Genomic DNA, 19,379 nt, shown 5'->3' on the forward strand with positions numbered 1-19,379 from the left:
GAATCACCCCCGGTACTCCTCAGGACTCACACCAACGACTTTTTTGAAAATTCGGCTGAAATACGAGTAATTATGATACCCGACCTTCTCTGCCACCTCGTATACCTTCAGCTGTTTGTTCTCCAGTAAGGCCTTGGCTTGGCTAATGCGGATATCAATGAGATAGCTGACAAAATTCATTCCCATCTCCTGCTTGAAGATCCGGCTCAGATACGATGGATTGACATTGATCTGCCTGGCTACGCTCTGCAAAGAAATATCCGAGCTGTAACAGCGGTCTATGATACGTATGGCCATGCTACCGTAAGTTTGCTGTTCGTTCTCCCGATTCCGAAGGTCGATCATCCCTACCATGTAGTCCTCTACAAGAACGTGGATGTCCGGCCAGGTGCCCTCCTTCAAGAGCATATCGTAGAGCGCCCGATCGTCTGCCGGATCACGGGGACGCAGGGCATGCGAGTTGGCCAACTCAATGAGGGAAATATAGATGCCGCGAACCTCCTCAGCACTGGCCTGCTCCTCTAGCAGGGACTGCCGGAGTTCATGTAGAAATTGACGCAGACGGCTACCGTTTCTGCTTTCCATCAAGGATTGGCATTCTCGTGCCTGCCGACGACTCAGCATGAAACCCTGGTTCACCCGACCTGGCAACTGCCGGTTCTCCTCTTCAAAGAACAAAACATGACCTGCCCCCACATAAAAACGCTGATGCAGGGCAAGTGTTGCCTCCTGGAAGGCAAGTCGGATGAACCGGAAGCCATCCACAACTGTACTGACACCTGCGGACAACTGCAGATTCATAAAATCCTTGAGTGATTGCATCATTTTGCTGCAGAGCTTGCCAATCTCATCACGTGATGCGACAGTGGAGCTGGATGCAGCATTAAGGATGACAAGATATTCTGACGAGCTCTCCACAATAATCTCCTTCATCCAACGGTTCGGGACGACCTCCTCTAGCACATTGACAATGGAGAACCGCAGCAGCTGCTCATCCTGCTCCACATACTTTCTCTTCAGCTCCTCAAACTGCTCAATTTTGAGCTTAATGAGGAATAGGGGCTGCGGCCGCAGCCTAATTCTCAGCTGCTCGGTCTTAGCTACCAGCTCCTCGCCCGCTTTCAAACCGCTGATGACTTCCTTGAACAAGCTTTCCTTCAAATAACCGATGCTGTGCTTCAAATCGATATCCGGCAGCTGCATACTATACCGATGGTGGGATGGATGTACGATTTCTCCACGAATCCGATGTAACAACTGAATCAGCGTGTCCGTCTTCATCTCACATTTGATCAGATAGTCCGAGGCGCCAAGCTGCATGGCCTCTTTGACATACCGAAACTCATCGAAATTACTTAGAATGACATACTTACATCCTTTTAGAATCAGGCTCGCCTCTCTGACCAGTGCGATGCCGTCCATAATGGGCATCCTTACATCCGTAATAATCAGGTCTGGCTGAACACTGGACGCAATCTCTAGTGCTTCTCTGCCATGAGCTGCTTCACCAGCAATTTGAAAACCATGCGCCTCCCATTGAATCATGGAACGGAGGCCAATTCGCATCAATAGCTCATCATCGACGATAATTGTCTTCAACATGGCATCTTCCCCCTCCAGTGCTCGCCGCCAGGAATAGTGATGGTGCAGGTGGTTCCCTCGCCAGGCTTGCTCGTTATTGCAACCCCATAATTCGAACCGAAGTGGAGCTGAATCCGACGATGCACATTCTGCACACCGATTCCGTGATCAGAGCCTCGCCTGTCCGATAGACTTTCCTCTAATGCAGCCAGTGTATCCGCTTCCATTCCAATGCCATTATCGCAGATCTTAATTTCGATGACGTCACCGACCTGACCCATCCGAATGGCAATGATTCCTTCATCCTCGGACTCCGCGAGCCCGTGAAAGATGGCGTTTTCCACCAAGGGCTGCAAGATGAGCTTGGGTACTTGGTAATCCAGTAATCCTTCGTCAATGTCTGTTACGATCGTCATGCGATTATAATACCGGACATTCTGGATCGTCATATAATTGTGGATATTGCCCAACTCCTCACGTACGCTCACCATGAAGCCTTCATGCCGTGTGGCGTAGCGTAACAATGAGATCAGTGCTTCGGTCATGTCGACAATCTTGTGTGCTCGCTGCATGGAAGCAATCCATTTAATGGATCCCAATGTGTTATAGAGAAAATGGGGGTTAATTTGCGATTGCAGTGCACGAATCTCGGCAGCCGCCTTCTCGCCCTCTTCCTGTTGGATGCGTTCCACCAGCTGCTTCAGCTCAGCTGACATCTGATGAAACCGGTGAGATAGAAGGCCAATTTCGTCGCGAGAGCGAATGGTTGTGAATGCATCGAATTGCCCCATTTCCACAAAGGTCATATTATGCATCAAGCGCTTGATCGGCCTGGTGATGAAACTGGAGGAATACCAGAATAACAAAACCGAGAACAACAGCATGAGAAGCGCAAGAATAATCAAATTCTGCTTCATAATGGCGCCTTCGGCAGAGACTTCATGCAGCGGCATATAAAAATAAGTGGTCCAAGGAAAGTTGTAGAAGGCGCTCTTGGCGACAATATAATCGACATCCTGTGATCGTACAATGCCACGTTCCCCCGTGAGTACAGGATCGCCCTTGTCCACTGGCAATACGGTGTCGGCAAATGGGCGCCCAATTAGCGAGGTGTCGGCATGGTAGATGATTCTCTGATGCTCATCAACCACTGCGAATCTGGAGCGCAGACCTTCTTGCAGCAAATCGTGAACAATATTCATAAAGGACACATCAATACTGACGACCATTACTCCGATCAGTTTGCCATTATGAATATCAAAGATTTTGCGAGCCTGCAAAATAGCAAGATGGTTCTCTGTTCGCACCTGCGGGTCCGGTCCGGTACTCATGAGTGCCACCTTTTGATCGGACTGCAAAAACTGTTGGAACCACGTCTCATGAACCGCACTGTAATTGTAATTAATCGGATGATGCGCACTGATATAAATATCCTTGCCGCCATTGAGATTGTACAAATAGACCGAGAACACGCGATCTTTCATCAGAATATAGTTCATCAACATCCGGTAAACAATGCTTTCATTCAAGTCACCGTCGTCTCTCAAGTAATCCTGAATCGGATAATCCTCATGGGACGAAGCGGATACGTAGCTGTTCATGCCATAGCTTGCAACCAGGGTGAGCGTTTCCATCTCACGCAAAAACTCTCCGATGCGGATCGTCGATTGGCTTGCTATATCTAATAGTAAATCGGAATATTTGCGTTCAAGAAGGCTCTGAGAGGTGTGGTACGAATTGAGCGTCATCGTGAGGAGAGGAATAAGGATACCACTCAAAAAAATAATCAACAATTTGGCCTTAATGCTGACAAATGGAAACACGCTTCGCATCGTCATCACGATCCCTGCATAGTCTGATTTCAGATGTACTCTATTGTCCATGAGCCGCCAATGCTAGTCAATAAAGGGAAAATCAACAAATTAACCAAGTGCCCAAAGACACAGAAACACGCCTCCGCCGCTGTCGAAATATAGCCGACATTGGCGTAAGCGTGCACTGTTGCGGGGTTCACAGCTTCCCTCCGGAGGAAGCAATGCCCTCCACGAATTGTTTCTGGAAGACAATATACACTAACAGCATGGGCCAAAATGCCAGCACGGAAGCCGCCATCAGCTCAGGGTAATTCACGGAGATGGCACTCTGAATCTTGGCGAGTGCGGATGCAAGGGTTGCGGATTGTGCACTCGTATTAATAATTAACGGCCACATCATGTCCTTGTAAGCAAAAAGTGCCGTAAAGATGCCCAGGGCTACCAGCCCGGACCTGGTGAGCGGAAGCATCACCAAAAGGAAGGTCTGCCCGATGTTGCAGCCATCGAGCTTGGAGGCCTCTTCCAGTTCTCGTGGCAGTCCCAGAAAAAACTGCCGCAGCAAAAAGGTGCCAAACGCACTAACGAACCCAGGGAACACCAGTGCAAAAATCGAATTGCGCATGCCGAGGGCGTCTACCATCAGATACTGCGGAATAATAAAAATCTGCGTCGGCACCATCATCTGGAACAAAACGATACCAAACAGGAAATTGCGTCCGGGAAACTGAAGCCGTGCAAATGCATACGCAGCCATCGCACTGAACAGTAACGAACATAGAATACGGAAAAACATCATCAGAAACGTGTTGACATAGTAAGCAGAGAAATGGTTTTGATTCAGGACTCGCGTATAGTTATCCACCCTCCAAACGGAGGGGAAAAATACAAAGGGATTCATCGATGTCGATTCAGCCACCGTCTTGAATGAGGTCAGCAGCATCCATAGCAAGGGAATGATCATCAGCGCGGCGCCGGTTATCAGAAACAAATAAGCCGCGGCCTTGGCTGCTTTACTGGCAATCCCCACCCCAGCTCACCTCCTACATGTAATTCACCCATTTTTTCTCGGCCTTCAACTGAAAATACGTAATGATCATGATTAATACCAGCAGGAGCACAACAATGGCTGATCCATACCCCTTGTCCATGTACCTGAATGAGTTATTGTAGAACAAATAAACTAGCGATACGGTCCGTTCGTAGGCAGGATTGGTCACATCAATCATCATGTAAATGACATCAAACACCTGCATCGACTGGATGATCGTTGTCACGAACACGAAGAATAGGGTTGGGGTTACCAACGGCACCGTGACAATGAAAAACTGCTGCATCTTGCTGGCCCCGTCGATATCGGAGGCTTCATAGAAGTCACGAGGAATTTCTTGCAAGCTCGCAAGCAGCAACACCATGTTGTACCCGAAGATGCTCCATATGCCTATAAGCGAGATGGAGATCAACCCTACCTGCGGATCTGTAGTCCATCGAACCGGATCGAGTCCTAGCTGCGTTAGCACATAATTAATCAAACCAAACTGGGGATTATACAGCCACCTCCAGACCATCGTAACGGCGGCGGGTGCAGCAATCATGGGAATGAAGTAAATGGTGCGAAAGATTGAGGTGCCCTTGACCTTACCATTCAGCAGCACCGCAATAATCATGGCTAGCGCCACGCTGAGTGGGACCACGAGTACGGTATAGAGCAAGGTATTGGCAACCGCGTGCCACACCTGCGCATCAGCAATCAGTCGCTCATAGTTGCCGATCCCTACATATTGGTTGCCCCGACCGAAGGCCCCACTCTTGAACAAGCTCAGATATAGGGTCTGGAAGATTGGGATAATATTCAGAATCAGTAAGCCAAGCATCGTAGGGGCTACCAGAAACCAACCCCACAACCACATATTCCATGTGTTCCGCGGAACACGTATTCTCTTGTATCCAGCCATAAGAATACTCCTCCTGCATAACGGCAGCCTCAGACAGACTGCCGCATGCGGGTTGTTGAGAGCCGCCCGTCATTGCGCGTGGTGCGGCTTACAGCACTTATTCTTCCGCGAGGATCTGGTTCATTGCCGATGCGGCATTGCTAGCGGCCTCTTCGACATCCACGTCACCCGTGAAGGCGGCCCGCAAGGACTCGTAAGCTCTGTCCTCCCAAACAATCGTCGTGTTGGAATAGGGCCGAATCACACCATACGCTACCATATCAACGAAGGCCTTGACATTGAAGGTGTCATTGGAAGACACCCACAGATCTGCTGCCCCTTCGTAAGCGGAGATGGCAATGCCGAGCTCGGCATGCCGCTCCTGCCCTTCCTTGGAACCCAGATATTCGGTGAAGGTCCAGGCCTCCTCCGGATGCTCTGTATTATGAGCAATCGCATGAGCCAGACCGTTGTAGATGGAGGCTTGCCTCTCCTGCTTCGGCAGGACCGCTACATCGAAATGCTCAGCCATGAAATTATTCGCTGTGAATCCCGACAGGTTCCAGGAGCCAAAGAAGCCCATGGCCGCCAGCCCATTCTGGATCGCCTCCGCCCGTTCTGCATCGCCATAGACTTCCGGGGACAGCCCTTCACGTACAAATCGCACGTAATACTCCAGCGCTTCGATGGTTTTGGGGTCATCATAGCCGGACTGCTTGTCATCTGTAATAATGGTGCCGCCATTCTGATAGACAAAATTATAATAGCCCTCTTGATTATGGAGCGGCGCCAGAATGCCATATACCCCATCCTTCGTTAGCGCCTTGGCCGCGTCATAGAGATCATCCCATGTCCAAGATTCATCAGGATAGCCCACTCCCGCCTCGTCGAACAGCGTCTTGTTATACCATAGCCCGATGGTATCGAAGTCCTTAGGCACACCATATTGATTGCCCTGGAAGTTGTAGATATCCACGATGCCTTGCGGGAATTTGCTAAGATCCACCTGATCACTAGACTCGATATACGTATTCAGATTCATTAGCATTCCATTCGAGGCATAACGGTAGATTTCATTTGAGTGCATCCAGAACACATCCGGCAGAGAGCCACCCGTTGCACCCGCCTCTAGCATGGTCCAATAGTCTGACCAGCCCACAACCTCAATGTCGATCTTGATCCCCGCATTGGCCGCTTCAAATTCGTCAGCCATCACGCGAAGGCCATTTGCTTGATTGGCATCCCACACGGCATACCGAAGGGTCACTTCATCCCCTACTTCTCCCGTGTTTGTGTTCGTTTCTGTCGGCTGCGGTGGCTGTGGTGGATCGTTCTGTCCATTCTCGGGCTGATTCCCCCCGTTCGTTGTACAGGCAGTCATGACAGCTAAACTTAGCATCATAACCAGGGTTGACCTCAGCATTCTGTTTTTCATCCTGCAATACCCTCCCTTATTCCAGTGAAAAGCGTTTTACTCTCATCATAGTAGAATAAAAGAAGACATCCGAAAATCAACACGTTTTACATCTCCTGTTCCTTTCTTTACCACCTGGCAGAGTTAGGGCTGAGTATGCCTGAGTCCTCGTACTTCCTTTACTTTTACATTGTTTTTTTTACTATTCCGTTAAAAAGTTAAACACGTGAGAGGCCTATGCGCATGCGCATAGGCCTCTCACAGATCTGGACAAGCAAGTTACTCTATCGAGTGTCGTTATCTCCAGTTGCTAAGCTTCTCCAAGTGTTCCTCGCTAATTGGAATGTGTAACTCCTTAAATGCTAACAGCACGGCACCGATGACCGGAGGGTAGACCGGCTCGACCAGTTGATAGCTCCGCTGTACGCCTTGAGCCAATCGGGAAGCAAGTCTTTCTCTGAAATAGTCGCTGGTGACTACGCTCCCAATCAAGGATACCTGTACCTTCGGTCGCTCAAAATACGAAGCCAGCATCTCCACCCCAATCGCAATCTGGTGTAGCGCGCGATCGCACACGCGCTGCGCCAAGGGACTGCCCGACGTGGCAGATTGGGTAATGAGCGGCGCAAGCTCGGCGAACCGTTTGTTGCGTTCTCGTTGATCCGCGATGAATCCCTGAAGTGCCAAGTGCGACAGCTCTTTGACCGTCGAGACATCCCAGAACGCCAGCATCTCCTGAATCAATGCATTGTCGCGATCTTCGACGCTTCCGGCCAGCAGCTCGTACGTCGCATCATACGCCAGAAACCGTGCAGCACTTGCCGCATAATGGTGGAGATCGTAATTGCGGATGCGACGTCCCTCCTCGTTCACGGCATAGAGGATCGAGCCCGTACCTGAGATGACGATAATGCCCGGCTCTGCCATCAGCGCGCCGCTATGCGCAACAACAGCATCATTGACGTGAACCTTAGTGCAGTCCAGCCCTTCCACATCAGTTAGAGGCAGCACCCACTCCAGATCGGATTCAGCGTCGAAGCCGGCAATTCCCGCGGTCAGCATGCGTACTTGCGCCTTGTCGACTCCCGCCTGCTGGAGAGCCTCTTCTATCGCTTGCCGCACATTTTGACTGGCTTGCGCGTCTTTGTAAATGGACGAAGCCCCTTTTTCCACATAAGACAGAACCTGTCCCTCCAGGTTGGCCACCATCACTCGGGTATGTGTCCCTCCGCCATCGATGCCGATGACAACCTCTTGATTTTGCGTCATGTTACACGTCCTTTTATCTATAAGATGCATTGTTATAATCACTCTGCAACATTGCGTACATTCGTTGATTAACGAAATACCCTTGAATTCTCAATTGTTCCCGCAACAGCCCCTCGAAGGTCATACCGAGCTTCTCCATCACACGGTAAGACCCCGGGTTGTGCTCGCTGCATCTTGCTTCCAACCGATGGACACCGACTTCAGTAAATAGGAAAGATACTACACGCCTACCTGCCTCTGTTATGAATCCTTGTCCCCAAAATTCACTTGCCAATGCGTACCCAAGCTCCGCTTTTTCGTGGTCTCCATCGACATTAATGATACCGATCCGACCAATGAGACGGCCACTTGATTTCAGGACAATTCCCCAGTGATAAGAATGTCTCAAGACATTTTGTTCTTCTACACGCTTTAGATAAGTATGGGTATCTGATAGCCGCTCGTGTCTAGGCCATATCGTGTGAGTAGTTACTTTTGGATCGGATGCGAGTAAAAAGTAATCGTCTGCATCTTCTGCTGTGAGCGCCCTAAAGAATAGTCGATCCGTTTCAAGGCCTGACGTCCTCGTAAACAGGTAGTCCAAATCCATGAAAATGCCCCCTAGTCCATCACGCAGTTTTCATTGTGAGGTCAAAGTATATCTATATATCCTCGTCTCACTATCATCCAGCAAGTATCCCTTGCCTATGTAATCCCAGCCTTGACGATCGTAGTAACCGGTTAAGTCTGTACACAGAAAAAGCTCAGGGTATCCCTTCTCTTGCGCCTGCGTCAGGGCATGCTGCTGCAGAGTGCCGCCCAGCCCTTGGCCTCGATGCTCGGGATTCACGAAGAGGCAAGCAAACCACGGACTTAAATCCTGTCTGCTGTTCAAGTCGCTTCGCAACAAGGCATAGGACCCGATGAGGGTATCGCCATCCAAGGCAAGATAGAAGCGGGGAACCGCTTCCTCGGTGCGGCAGGCCTGCTCCATACAATCACGATAAAAACGGGCATTCGACTCCTCGCCCCACTGTCCCCATATGAACTGATAGGCTTGCTCAAATAATTCGGGTACTTCTCGAATATCCACAATCTTCATGATGACAATTCTCCTTTAGTTCGATGAATCCTTTTTATAATGTAGTGTAAATTCCTCATTTTTAAGGATAAGATCAGATTTTTTCAAGTCCAAATCATAGGTTCCAAACGCCAACTCCATACGTTGATCCTCAACAATTTCATATCCCATTTCCACTTCTTGGCCATAAAATTCGCGTTCCTCTGGACGGACTCCGTGGATCGGGGCAAATTGTTTTAAAATCACTTCCTGTTCTTTAAATTCAAGATAATTGAATTGTACTAATTCATTATCCGCATCTACCATTTGATCAACCTCTTTCAAAGTCCAGGACCCTTGTATCTGCTCCACTTTGCTTTGTGAACAGCCTGTCAGGCTCAGCGCAAGAAACGAGGCCAAAAGGATACTTTTTCGAAGTTTCATCATCTTTTCCTTTCTACATGACCAATAAGCAAATTATAAGAAATAGCCGGAAGGCGCTTGTGTTACACTACAAGGGATAGTACACATTTCTAAGGAGGTCTGATGATGGCAGCCACCAATGCAAACACTGCAAGCCCAGGGATCATCCCACACCTTTGGTTCGACAGGCAGGCGGCAGAGGCCGCAGCATTCTACTGCTCCATTTTCCCTCGATCAGAAATAACCACCCAGGCAACACTTCGGGATACGCCATCTGGCGATAGTGACCTTCTGTCCTTTTCGCTATGGGGCGTGCCTTTTATGGCCATCTCAGCAGGTCCGTATTTCCAAATCAATCCATCGATCTCGTTCATTGTTAACTTTGATCCTTCTCGAGATCTCAATGCAGCCAGCTTGCTGACTGAGGTATGGGACAAGCTCTCGGAGGGGGCTACCACACTCATGCCGCTGGGAGAATATCCATTCAGTCCTCAGTACGGTTGGCTGCAGGATAAGTTTGGGGTTAATTGGCAGCTGATGCTTACAAACCCCGAAGGCGAGCCGCGTCCAACCATTGTGCCGAACCTCATGTTTACCGGAGAGAACGTAGGCAATGCGGAGGAAGCGCGCGCCTTCTACCTCTCTGTCTTTCGGGACAGCAGACCTGGCGCTCTTATACATTATGGTCCAGGACAGGAACCTAACAAGCCTGGGGGCGTGATGTTCTGCGATTTCATGCTTGAGCGTACGTGGCTGTCTGCGATGGATAGCGGATTGTTACACGACTTCTCCTTCAACGAAGCTGTCTCCCTGCTAATCACATGCGAAACGCAAGAAGAAATCGATTATTACTGGGAGAAGCTGTCCGCCGTCCCTGAGGCAGAGCAATGCGGTTGGCTCAAGGATCGGTACGGCATTTCCTGGCAGGTTACTCCCGCTTCAATGGAGCATTACCTCAGTAGCGGCACACCAGAACAGCGGGCACGAGTAACGCAAGCTTTTATGAAAATGAAGAAATTCAATCTAGACGAGCTTGAACGAGCGTTTCACGGCGCTTGATTTCGGGGGAGCGCCTCTGCTAGCACTAGCTGGTAGAGGCGCTTAGCCTAACGGATGATGCGTCATAACCGTCAACTAGAAGTCCACTTGCTGATCCAAAATCTTCTCTTCGATTCTGAAGCCAAAGTCTTCTTTGCTGGGGATCAAGGAGAATTCTACCCCGTCCAGACTGTCTGGAATTGGCGGGCTAACGAGAAACTGCATCTCCGTCTGCAAGCCGCCACCACGGCTGCCGTGCCGATTAATGGTGAACCGCTGGCTATCACTAATAATTTCAAGCATCAGGTGTGGAATAAGGTGCAAATCATGTCGTGTCCGATCTAAGTACTGGATTTCAACATGGAGAATGCTCGCATGCTCATGCTGCATAGCGTGCGTCAGCTTATATTGACATTCCTCAACAACGGATTGTTTCAGGATGGGGAGAACATTGCGAAGCTCGCCTGGACCTTCCTCAACGACGCGACGCATGTGGTTCTGATCCTGCAGCTGATGCAGTAAGTGTTGAATCTGCATCGGTTCCAATTCATATTGCTTGGCCCACGCCTCAATCGTCTCCCCTGCAGGGTATAGACGTACTCCTTGGCTCAGTTGACGCCGTTTGACACTTAGAGCAATAATTTGCTCATCCAGCGCCTGAACTTCTTCATTGTAAGCATTGGGGATCGCTCGCAATTCGCTCCAGCCCATAATTTCATCTCCCATCATTAAATGACAACGCAGTTCAGCTTTTTTGCCATCGATTCTTGTATAGGTCTGTTACCGTGAGTACAAGGGTAGCTGGCATCTTCAGTTCAGAGGATGGAACGTCATTCTCCGTTAGAAATGAGAAGGAAAAGCAATCCCCGTCCTTGTAATTGATGCCGCAGTGCCCGGTCCGATATGCATCAAGTTGACGGTTATCGTAGGTGTATGTCATCTTAGCCGTTTCCAAACTGGTGAAGCCCCCTTCCACCCTCTGATGATGTACGCCTGACACTAGACTAGCCCCGGATAATGAATACTTGCCACTTGATCGGAAGCCAATATCGTAACCCCCATTATTCGTTTTCTGCAACCAGAATACATAAATGCGGTGCTCTCCATCGTTATATAACTCTTTCCCTAAATTTGCATCTAAATCTGTTAAATCAATTGAAATCTCATAGTCATCATCAATTGAATGTCCATTCATAGTGTATTGAGATGTATGTTGAGAAATATAGGAGATTCCATGTGTCCAAATGCCTACCAAACCTGACGACCATAGAAACGCCAACGAGATGATCGTCAAGATGATGAATAACCATACAGATTTTCTGATCTTCACATTTCAGCAACCTCTCTGTAATAGTTAAGGAGTAAAGATGAAGCTATAATCGCATATCTATAATATGCTTTTGGTCACGCAGCTCCTTGCGAAGCATTCGTATTTCTTTGACTAACAACACTACTCGTCTGGATGTTCTGGAACTATCCATGGCCTTCCGAATGACAACGAATAATAGGAAGAAACTAACCACCCAAACGATCAAACCAATTAAAAACCACTCTTCCTTCATTATTTCGACCCCTTATTACACAATTTCCTATGTCTACTGATCATCTAGCATCTCCAACATGCGAGGATAACTATCTGGATCAATGATAGTCATTTGTGGGTGCAATTCATCAATTACGAGCTCCGGATGTTCGCGATCCTCTTCGAATGCTTGGAATAATGACGAATAAATAGCAACCACTGCCTCCAATTTCATGCGTTGCTCAACATTTAAGTCATACGAGCCTTGTTGCAGAAAACTAGTGTTCAGCTCTAAGAATAAGCCTTCAATCCGTGATAAACCAGCCTGCCACAAATGCCACCGATTCGACAAATCACCCATCACATGCGGATCAAAACGAGCCCAGTGGTACGAGTTTGACTGGCTTTGCCCCATGATTATTCGCCACGAATCCGTGAGTTCCTCGAATGGCACATTCGGTTCAGGTTGAAGTATTTTTTGAAGATACTTTGCTATGTTATTCCCACCTGTTGCAACACCCAATAAACCAGTATGATTGCGCTTTTGCATATTTTCAGTCTGATTGTTGCGTTGTGAGACAGCAGAGAGATTATAGGTTAGTAACACCACTAGTAAAAAGATTAGTATCTTGTTCCATGTGGTTGTAGTCATTCTATCGTCCTTTCTTTTGACTGAATTCATTCCTTTAGAAGTGAAATAATTTCATCGTAGGTCTCAACGCTTGGTGTGTTAGCTGGATCAATGATATGTAAATAACCACTCGCAACTTGTTGTTGCCAATATTGGGCGATCTCAAGAGCCGTCCAATCATTGTTACTCTTAAGGAATGGATCTGCACCAGCAAACAAAAGAAATTTCACAACATCCACGTGTCCGCCACCAGCAGCATTTTGCAGCAGCGTTGTCGGAAACGATGAACGGACATCTATATAGTTTACATCCATGCCATACTCCAAAAATAATGCAACGATGTCAACTGATTCATCTGCAAAGCTAAAGATAGCAGTTCCTAAAGGACCTATGTTTGTAGTTGGATCCGCACCAGCTTTTAATAAACTCTTGGTTAAATCTACATCTTTTTCTATCACTGCATCAAACAGCTGATTTTGCAAAGCAGATAGAATCCAGACTACGTTTAACTCCCCGCCGTAAAGCTCTACTGATCCTCCGCTAGCTGTTCCTACGAAACGAAGTGGGATATACGTGATTCCATCTTGGAGAACAGGGGCCAGGGGCATCTTCACTGCTGATCCGTTAATCAATGCAGAATCAGAGCCAATTTCGAACTTAATAACGTAGTCCGAATTTCTTCCAACGACTTGTTTTTGTTGCTTGTTCCATTCAATTGTTAGCCCTAACTGTTCAAACACAGGCCTGAACGGTACCATTGTCGTTCCATTTTGTAAATAAGGGGGCTCAGACAAATCTAGTTTCTTGCTATCAATAAAAATATCATAAGTAGGGATAAATTTATTTGAATTCGATGCATGCACATTTGAGGCGAATGCAAGAATGAAAATCAGAACCAATAAATTAATTTTCTTATTAAAATACATGTACATTGGCCTCCCGATGTTGTTCAAGCAATGTTTTTCTTTCTATTTACTAATCAATAAACCTAGATATCACTTGCCTCCGAGTAACGAACTCATACGTCCGCAGAAAAAACCAAAGGAACCCCGCATAGAATCCCACCCAAGGGTAGCGAAAGGAGGCCGGTTTATTCCCTTCAAAGTAAAAATGCCCTATCCAGGACAAGGCGTAGTGAAGAACCGCGAACAGGATTGTAAACCGCCAATCAATCAGAAGAAAGACCCAACCTAAGAATGCAAACAAAAAGGCAAAGTAATGCAGATGTTGATTTGTCCTGTGTTGATGCGCTTGGAGGTAATATGTAAGATCTCTTTTGATAGATTGCTTCAGGCTCATGCCTTCTCACCTCAGCATCGCTTCATGCATGTTTGTACCTCAACCCACGCGTTCTTCCCTCGCTGCGATTAACCACGGATGAACAAGCTTCAACTTGGTACGCTGCTCCCAGATGTGATTCAGATAGATGAGGATGCCATCCTCTAGTTGTAACGCATCGACTCTTTTCAACGGATACTATAGATCTTTCTTAAGATAATAATGCTTATATCCACCGGCATTCTCAATCGTTCCAAAGATCTCAAAGCCCTCGTTTTGATAAAACGCCAGCGCTTGAAAGCTTAACGTATCTAGCTTTATGAAATCACATTGTTTTTCTTTTGCACGCAATTCTGCTGCCCTAAGGAGTTGCCGCCCGTACCCCATCTTTCGGATGTTCTCATCCACATACAGATAATGAACCTCCAGCCAGTTCCAACAAAACTCTCCGACTATTCCTCCAGCCACTTCACCTTCCTGATTGACCAAGAACAAATTCAGTGGTTCATATCGCGTTCTTAGCTCAGCTGGGAAATGGGAAGCGTTAAATGCAAACATGTTTTGGGTCACGTAAGTCTTGTAATCATCCTTAGTCTTATTGATGATATGGAATGACATTATTTCTCTCCTACAGTTCCTTAGTAAAATACAAACACAGGTCATCATCGACCCGAACATGGTCCCCTGCCTTGACCTCTTCATTGTTGTACATGAGTCCGCGGCCATCGGGAATGTAGCCTCTTCGGCAATAGATGCGTTGGGCAGCGGCATAGCTCTTGAACAAGCCGACGCCAATGCCAATTTGGGTGTGCTTGCGTGCGGCAATCGCTTCGAATTCGGCCATGATCTGATTGGCGATCCCTCGCTGGCGAAAGGCCGGGAATACATTCAGATCGTTAATCTCCGGGATATCATGCTCCTTAAAATACGGATAATCGGATTCAAATTTCAAATGTGCTACGCCTGCTAAGTCTTGACCGATGAAAGCCAATAGAGTGACTCTTGCCTCGGTTTGATTCTCGTGCAAACATTGTGTGTAATAGTCATCTGGACGATGGAACTGTAGGGATTGAAAAGACTCTTTCCATTTGTAAAGTAATTCTGGATTCAATGATCGGATTGTTAGTTCCATAAGGTGCACCCCTCGCTCTGTTAATGAACCATTAATGAATCATTATTCCTTCAATCGCTCTAATTCTATCTATTTCAATTGGATCATCGGTGTTAATAATACCTATCTGCTCATGCGCCACCGTAACTAACCATGGCTCGCTCTTCTTGAAGAAGCAAATGTCCTCCGGCAGAGACGGCATGATCCACTGATAGAGACGGTCGGTACTGGCTTGGAGAATAGCTTCCACTTCTGGGTGGCATGCGATGTAATAAACATCGGCATAGTGACCGACTAGTTGAGTCCCTGGCCAGTACTCCTGCTTCTTAACCGTGTTGACATAGGGTTGTAACGTGTACAAGTGCCTTTGCATTCGCATCGAATGCTAGCTGGTCTCTCATTACTAGAATCAACTCATCACAAACATTGAAAGCCAGTGAAAGTAACTGGTGATATGTCACCCCGGCCGGCTCTTGCAAAATTTTTATCCTACTTGTGTTGCTCATCCTACGATTACCCCTACCACGGTATAGCCTATAATGCCTACAAGAAAAACCACAATAAATCCTAGACCAAAACTTATCCATAAAGGCTGTTCACGCGATTGCTTGTGGGTCAGCTTATCTAATTTGGTTTCCATTCGCTCTAATCGTTCGTTCATCTGTAGGAGTTGTTCTTCTGTCTTCATTGCAGGCCCTCCATTTCAAAAGTACGACTTAATCATTCAGGATACCTACTAAACTGCATACCGTCTTCCTTATTATACATCATATTCCAACCTCTATCTTAAGCTTTATCTAAAATGATATGAAAAAGAGACCCTGTACCTATATAAGGTATAGAATCTCAGCGAAAAACAGATGAATGGCCATATTATTCATTGCAACTGGTCAAACAAAAGAGCATAATACTCTTCCGTATTCGGTGTGATATCCTCTAACCGTACAACTCGTCGGTCCGCGCGCTCCGCTCCTGCTGCATCGTCAACATAGATTCCCTCAACCTCTACCTGCTCGATTGTACCCTCCACCAGCTTCTTGAAGTCATCCTGTGCAATAAAATAAAGTCCGGAGACCTCCTCCCGTTGAAAACGGTAGTCCGACAGCGGTCGAGAGGACGTATGAATAAAGACATGATTGAATTCCCTGTCGATTAGATGTTCATGAATTACACATTCCTGCGGCACCACTCCGCAATAGTGCAACTCCTCGAAGTCCACAGGGATACCCAGTTCCTCCTCCAATTCTCGCACCCCATCCTGGACGGTCTCACCCGCCAGAAGATGACCTGCGGCGGACACATCCAGTTTTCCCGGGAACGTGTCTTTATCCTGTTGGCGAAGCTGCAGCAGCACGGCCTGATCATGAGGGCGAATCACCCAGCAGTGAAACGTTTGATGCCAGAGTCCCTTTGCATGAGCTTCAGCCCGACTAGCCGTTCCCGTCCAGTTCATAGACGCATCGAATATATCTAGTCTCTCATCGTTTGCCATCTTTTCCCCCTCCTCGCCTCTCTCAGATGATTGATATTAGATTTAGACCTCGACAATACCAACAGCGGTATACGGGTAATCCAGCTGCTGTCTCACGGTATCAGCGGCTTCTGCGCCAGCAAACATCGCAATGATATACAGTCCCAGGTCAATCGATGTCGCGACGCCGCCAGCCGTAATGAGGTTACCATCCTTGACGATTCGGGACTTAATCACTTCCGCGCAATACGGTTCCAACAATGGATACACATTTGGGTGCGTGGTCGCCTTTTTATCCTTCAAGAACCCCGCGGCTCCCCACAGCAGGGACCCGGTGCATACAGACACTTTGTATTGTACCGGCTCAGCGGTCCGGATCCAATTAATAAAATCTTGGTCGTCCTTTAAGGTTCGGCTCCCCATCCCGCCTGGAATGAAAACCATATCGTAAGCAGATAAGTCCGGGTTAAGAACATCGACTTTGACCTTCATCCCCAGCTCATCCGTTACTTCCTCGGTCACCCCACACAGATCCCAAGTAAGCTCCTTTGTTGCTTCATACCCTTTAAGACGGTAAACCACATCGTAAAATCCTACAAAATCCAAGAAAGTCAGACCATTAAATAAAACAAAGGCGAGCTTCATCCCTTTACCTCCTTTTTTTATCCTCGATCTGCTGGATCAAGGCATCTACCTCTTTTGGCGTTCTGACAATGATAACATTTGTGCGGTCCCTCATCTGCTCCAGCTTTTGAAGTGTGCCGAGCCGGCCTCGTTTGGGATAATTCCATACCCATTTGATGAAGGGGAGATCTATCTTTTCTTGGCAGCCTTCATTCATGTCGGGTCTGGATTTCTTGTGATACATGATTCTGCGTTTAAAGATACGGTACATACATCGCCAGCGCGGAATATCGAGATAGATGACCATGTCCGCGCGCGCCAGTCGCAGATCCATCGTCCGGGAGTAATTGCCATCGATGATCCATCGCGGCTCCTTGACCATTCCCTCCACAAGTCTATCCCACTCCTCATTTGGCGTGGCTACCCAGCCCGGCTGCCAATAATATTTGTCCAGATGAATGGCCGGGAGATTCAGAATTTCACTTAAGCGCTGCACGAGCGTAGACTTACCTGCCCCCGCTGACCCCACTACCACTATACGATCCATGTCTAATCACCCAAAATCCCAGATTCTGATGCCTTCTGTTAACTGTTCTCCTTGGAATACAAGCTTATAGATATCAGGCATCGTAGACGCTTGCCAAAATGAAAAGCCATATTCTACGTTCCAATAATTAAGCATCAACGTCATGATATCCCCATGCGTCCCTAGCGCTATTATCTTACCAGCATGAGCATGAATGATCGGCTGAATGGCTTGAACGGCCCTTTCTTGAGCGACTGCACTCGATTCTCCATTAGGAAACGAAAAGTTAAATTCGTGATACAGCTTTTGTTTTGCTTCCAAGAATGAGAGAGGGGCAAAGTCCCCCATGTTCCTCTCTCTTAAATTTTCTTCAATATGTATATTTTCTCCTTTTAATAGCGGGCCTAATGTATCCACTGCTCGTTGATACGGACTGGAGACAAAAACGTCTATAATTACTGTGCTCAATAGCTGTCTAACGATGCTTGCATCCCGCTGGCCTTGCTCCGTGAGCCCCCTTCCCCGTTCATTGCCTTCCACATAGACCGATGCCGCATGTCTAACAAAGTACAGGGTTGTATTCATCTATTAGAAAACCCTCCTTTGCACGTTTAACTCAAACCCAAGTGCTTCAAATAAAACTTAATGCCCGCACGGTCGACATCAGAGAATTGCAATGGGTTTTCAGTAAATAATTGATGAAGTTCAGGTACAGGGATCCAACAGACCTCTGCTGTATCGTCTCCGCTAGACAGAAGAGTTCCCTCGGCTTTGCATCGAAAATAGTAACCTATGGAATCAACCGGTCCTTTAATCGTCTGATAGGCAGCAAATGGCTGCAAACACTCTACTTCAAAGGAGGGATTGATTCCTATCGTATCAACCTTTGTCTCCAGACCCTCGACCTCATAGACATCAAGTCCAGTCTCTTCCTTTACTTCTCTAATCAACGCTTGAATAATAGATTCAAAAGGCTCGATTTGTCCTCCCGGAAGCTCGAGGGCTTGCGGCATATCTGCTTTTGTTCTTCTTTGAATGACGACCTCAGTTATGTGCTCCGACGTTCGTTCAATGATAGCCCTTGCATTGACGTAGAACATTTTTCTCCTCCTCTGCTATCTTGACCCTATCATGGCTCGCAAGTTCGACTTTACCATGTGCAATGGAGCTTTATTAGAAACCGCAGGCTCTGTCCAGCCAAATCCATCTCCCATGTATCTAGGAAACACATGCATGTGATAATGGTCCAGGTCATTGAAGCTCCCGCCATTTTGAAGAATAGAGATCCCATCGGGTTTGTAGATCTTGTTGAGCGCTGTAGAAAGTAATACGGAAGCCTTCATTACCGATTGTAATGTGCGATCGTCCAACTCATCCAGCTCTCGTATGTGGCGCTTCGGAAGAATGAGCGTATGGCCTTCATTGAGCGGATCAATATCCAAGATACAAGTGATCCACTCATCCTCATACACTACGTGAGCCTCAATGAGCTGGTTGGCAAGTTGGCAGCCTAAGCAAGACATGTTCCTGCCCCCCTCGATCCAAAAACACAACCCTTATCACTGACTCTGCTCTCGATTTGTTCATCCCAATAATATGCTGCCATCTCGTGCCCGCTCCCTTCCAAGATTGGAAAAACCATTATACCATAATATTCCTGGTGGTAGTTCTGTTTCCTACACGATTCAACGCAGTTACATAATTCAA

Annotated in this window: 26 protein-coding genes; 1 reads left to right on the top strand and 25 read right to left on the bottom strand. The window is 47.4% G+C overall.

What is annotated here, in order from left to right; genetic code table 11:
• Positions 1–3: 3 nt before the first annotated feature.
• The 9 genes from F556_RS0103315 to F556_RS0103355 form a co-directional block, all read right to left on the bottom strand.
• Positions 4–1,602, bottom strand: a complete 1,599-nt coding sequence (locus F556_RS0103315) for a helix-turn-helix domain-containing protein (protein ID WP_020615475.1) — start codon at positions 1,600–1,602, stop codon at positions 4–6.
• Positions 1,596–3,464: a cache domain-containing sensor histidine kinase gene (locus tag F556_RS0103320; protein ID WP_245583005.1), complete on the bottom strand. Its 1,869-nt coding sequence runs from the start codon at positions 3,462–3,464 to the stop codon at positions 1,596–1,598. The genes F556_RS0103315 and F556_RS0103320 overlap by 7 nt, the downstream gene beginning before the upstream one ends.
• A 127-nt stretch (positions 3,465–3,591) precedes the next feature.
• Positions 3,592–4,422 (bottom strand): carbohydrate ABC transporter permease, encoded by an 831-nt coding sequence (locus F556_RS0103325; RefSeq protein ID WP_020615477.1) that lies wholly within the window; start codon positions 4,420–4,422, stop codon positions 3,592–3,594.
• Between the two features lie 13 nt (positions 4,423–4,435).
• Positions 4,436–5,347 carry a carbohydrate ABC transporter permease gene (locus F556_RS0103330; RefSeq protein WP_020615478.1) on the bottom strand — a complete coding sequence of 304 codons (912 nt, stop codon included), beginning with the start codon at positions 5,345–5,347 and terminating at the stop codon, positions 4,436–4,438.
• A 97-nt stretch (positions 5,348–5,444) separates the two neighbouring features.
• Positions 5,445–6,761, bottom strand: a complete 1,317-nt coding sequence (locus tag F556_RS0103335) for an ABC transporter substrate-binding protein (RefSeq protein ID WP_020615479.1) — start codon at positions 6,759–6,761, stop codon at positions 5,445–5,447.
• Positions 6,762–7,037: 276 nt separating this feature from the next.
• Positions 7,038–8,009, bottom strand: a complete 972-nt coding sequence (locus tag F556_RS0103340) for an N-acetylglucosamine kinase (protein WP_020615480.1) — start codon at positions 8,007–8,009, stop codon at positions 7,038–7,040.
• Between the two features lie 13 nt (positions 8,010–8,022).
• Positions 8,023–8,598, bottom strand: coding sequence for a GNAT family N-acetyltransferase (locus tag F556_RS0103345; RefSeq protein WP_020615481.1), 576 nt, complete (start codon positions 8,596–8,598; stop codon positions 8,023–8,025).
• 30 nt (positions 8,599–8,628) lie between these two features.
• On the bottom strand, positions 8,629–9,090 hold the full coding sequence (locus F556_RS0103350; RefSeq protein WP_020615482.1) for a GNAT family N-acetyltransferase: 462 nt from the start codon (positions 9,088–9,090) through the stop codon (positions 8,629–8,631).
• Positions 9,091–9,105: 15 nt separating this feature from the next.
• Positions 9,106–9,492, bottom strand: a complete 387-nt coding sequence (locus F556_RS0103355; RefSeq protein ID WP_020615483.1) for a hypothetical protein — start codon at positions 9,490–9,492, stop codon at positions 9,106–9,108.
• A gap of 105 nt (positions 9,493–9,597) precedes the next feature.
• Here F556_RS0103355 and F556_RS0103360 point away from each other — a divergent pair, with 105 nt between their 5' ends.
• Positions 9,598–10,530 (top strand): VOC family protein, encoded by a 933-nt coding sequence (locus F556_RS0103360; RefSeq protein ID WP_020615484.1) that lies wholly within the window; start codon positions 9,598–9,600, stop codon positions 10,528–10,530.
• Positions 10,531–10,605: 75 nt separating this feature from the next.
• On the opposite strand, the gene F556_RS0103365 is transcribed toward F556_RS0103360, so the two are convergent.
• The 16 genes from F556_RS0103365 to F556_RS0103440 all read right to left on the bottom strand — a co-directional run bounded on the left by F556_RS0103365 (position 10,606) and on the right by F556_RS0103440 (position 19,195).
• Positions 10,606–11,235, bottom strand: coding sequence for a hypothetical protein (locus F556_RS0103365; protein WP_211222538.1), 630 nt, complete (start codon positions 11,233–11,235; stop codon positions 10,606–10,608).
• Positions 11,236–11,254: 19 nt separating this feature from the next.
• On the bottom strand, positions 11,255–11,839 hold the full coding sequence (locus tag F556_RS0103370; RefSeq protein ID WP_020615486.1) for a hypothetical protein: 585 nt from the start codon (positions 11,837–11,839) through the stop codon (positions 11,255–11,257).
• A 265-nt stretch (positions 11,840–12,104) separates the two neighbouring features.
• Entirely contained in the window at positions 12,105–12,683 is a 579-nt protein-coding gene (locus F556_RS0103380; RefSeq protein WP_020615488.1) for a hypothetical protein, read from the bottom strand.
• Between the two features lie 26 nt (positions 12,684–12,709).
• Entirely contained in the window at positions 12,710–13,588 is an 879-nt protein-coding gene (locus F556_RS0103385) for a stalk domain-containing protein (RefSeq protein ID WP_020615489.1), read from the bottom strand.
• Between the two features lie 49 nt (positions 13,589–13,637).
• Positions 13,638–13,961, bottom strand: a complete 324-nt coding sequence (locus F556_RS0103390) for a DUF962 domain-containing protein (protein ID WP_020615490.1) — start codon at positions 13,959–13,961, stop codon at positions 13,638–13,640.
• Between the two features lie 39 nt (positions 13,962–14,000).
• The gene (locus F556_RS39025) at positions 14,001–14,132 is read right to left on the bottom strand and encodes a hypothetical protein (protein ID WP_281167883.1); all 132 of its coding nucleotides are present in this window, start codon (positions 14,130–14,132) and stop codon (positions 14,001–14,003) included.
• Between the two features lie 6 nt (positions 14,133–14,138).
• The gene (locus tag F556_RS0103395) at positions 14,139–14,558 is read right to left on the bottom strand and encodes a GNAT family N-acetyltransferase (protein WP_020615491.1); all 420 of its coding nucleotides are present in this window, start codon (positions 14,556–14,558) and stop codon (positions 14,139–14,141) included.
• A gap of 10 nt (positions 14,559–14,568) precedes the next feature.
• Positions 14,569–15,072 carry a GNAT family N-acetyltransferase gene (locus F556_RS0103400; protein WP_026297082.1) on the bottom strand — a complete coding sequence of 168 codons (504 nt, stop codon included), beginning with the start codon at positions 15,070–15,072 and terminating at the stop codon, positions 14,569–14,571.
• A 31-nt stretch (positions 15,073–15,103) separates the two neighbouring features.
• Positions 15,104–15,412: a hypothetical protein gene (locus tag F556_RS33160; protein WP_245583006.1), complete on the bottom strand. Its 309-nt coding sequence runs from the start codon at positions 15,410–15,412 to the stop codon at positions 15,104–15,106.
• 141 nt (positions 15,413–15,553) lie between these two features.
• Positions 15,554–15,739, bottom strand: a complete 186-nt coding sequence (locus tag F556_RS0103410; protein WP_020615494.1) for a hypothetical protein — start codon at positions 15,737–15,739, stop codon at positions 15,554–15,556.
• Between the two features lie 189 nt (positions 15,740–15,928).
• Positions 15,929–16,543 carry an NUDIX hydrolase gene (locus F556_RS0103415; protein WP_020615495.1) on the bottom strand — a complete coding sequence of 205 codons (615 nt, stop codon included), beginning with the start codon at positions 16,541–16,543 and terminating at the stop codon, positions 15,929–15,931.
• Positions 16,544–16,585: 42 nt separating this feature from the next.
• Complete coding sequence (locus F556_RS0103420; protein ID WP_020615496.1) at positions 16,586–17,167, bottom strand: DJ-1/PfpI family protein; 582 nt, start codon at positions 17,165–17,167, stop codon at positions 16,586–16,588.
• Positions 17,168–17,171: 4 nt separating this feature from the next.
• On the bottom strand, positions 17,172–17,693 hold the full coding sequence (locus F556_RS0103425) for a DNA topology modulation protein (RefSeq protein ID WP_020615497.1): 522 nt from the start codon (positions 17,691–17,693) through the stop codon (positions 17,172–17,174).
• 6 nt (positions 17,694–17,699) lie between these two features.
• The gene (locus F556_RS0103430) at positions 17,700–18,257 is read right to left on the bottom strand and encodes a histidine phosphatase family protein (protein ID WP_020615498.1); all 558 of its coding nucleotides are present in this window, start codon (positions 18,255–18,257) and stop codon (positions 17,700–17,702) included.
• A gap of 26 nt (positions 18,258–18,283) precedes the next feature.
• Positions 18,284–18,772 carry an NUDIX hydrolase gene (locus F556_RS0103435; RefSeq protein WP_020615499.1) on the bottom strand — a complete coding sequence of 163 codons (489 nt, stop codon included), beginning with the start codon at positions 18,770–18,772 and terminating at the stop codon, positions 18,284–18,286.
• A gap of 15 nt (positions 18,773–18,787) precedes the next feature.
• Positions 18,788–19,195: an HIT family protein gene (locus F556_RS0103440; RefSeq protein WP_020615500.1), complete on the bottom strand. Its 408-nt coding sequence runs from the start codon at positions 19,193–19,195 to the stop codon at positions 18,788–18,790.
• Positions 19,196–19,379: the final 184 nt, after the last annotated feature.

The organism is Paenibacillus daejeonensis DSM 15491 (assembly GCF_000378385.1).
GTDB classification, from domain to species: domain Bacteria; phylum Bacillota; class Bacilli; order Paenibacillales; family Paenibacillaceae; genus Paenibacillus_D; species Paenibacillus_D daejeonensis.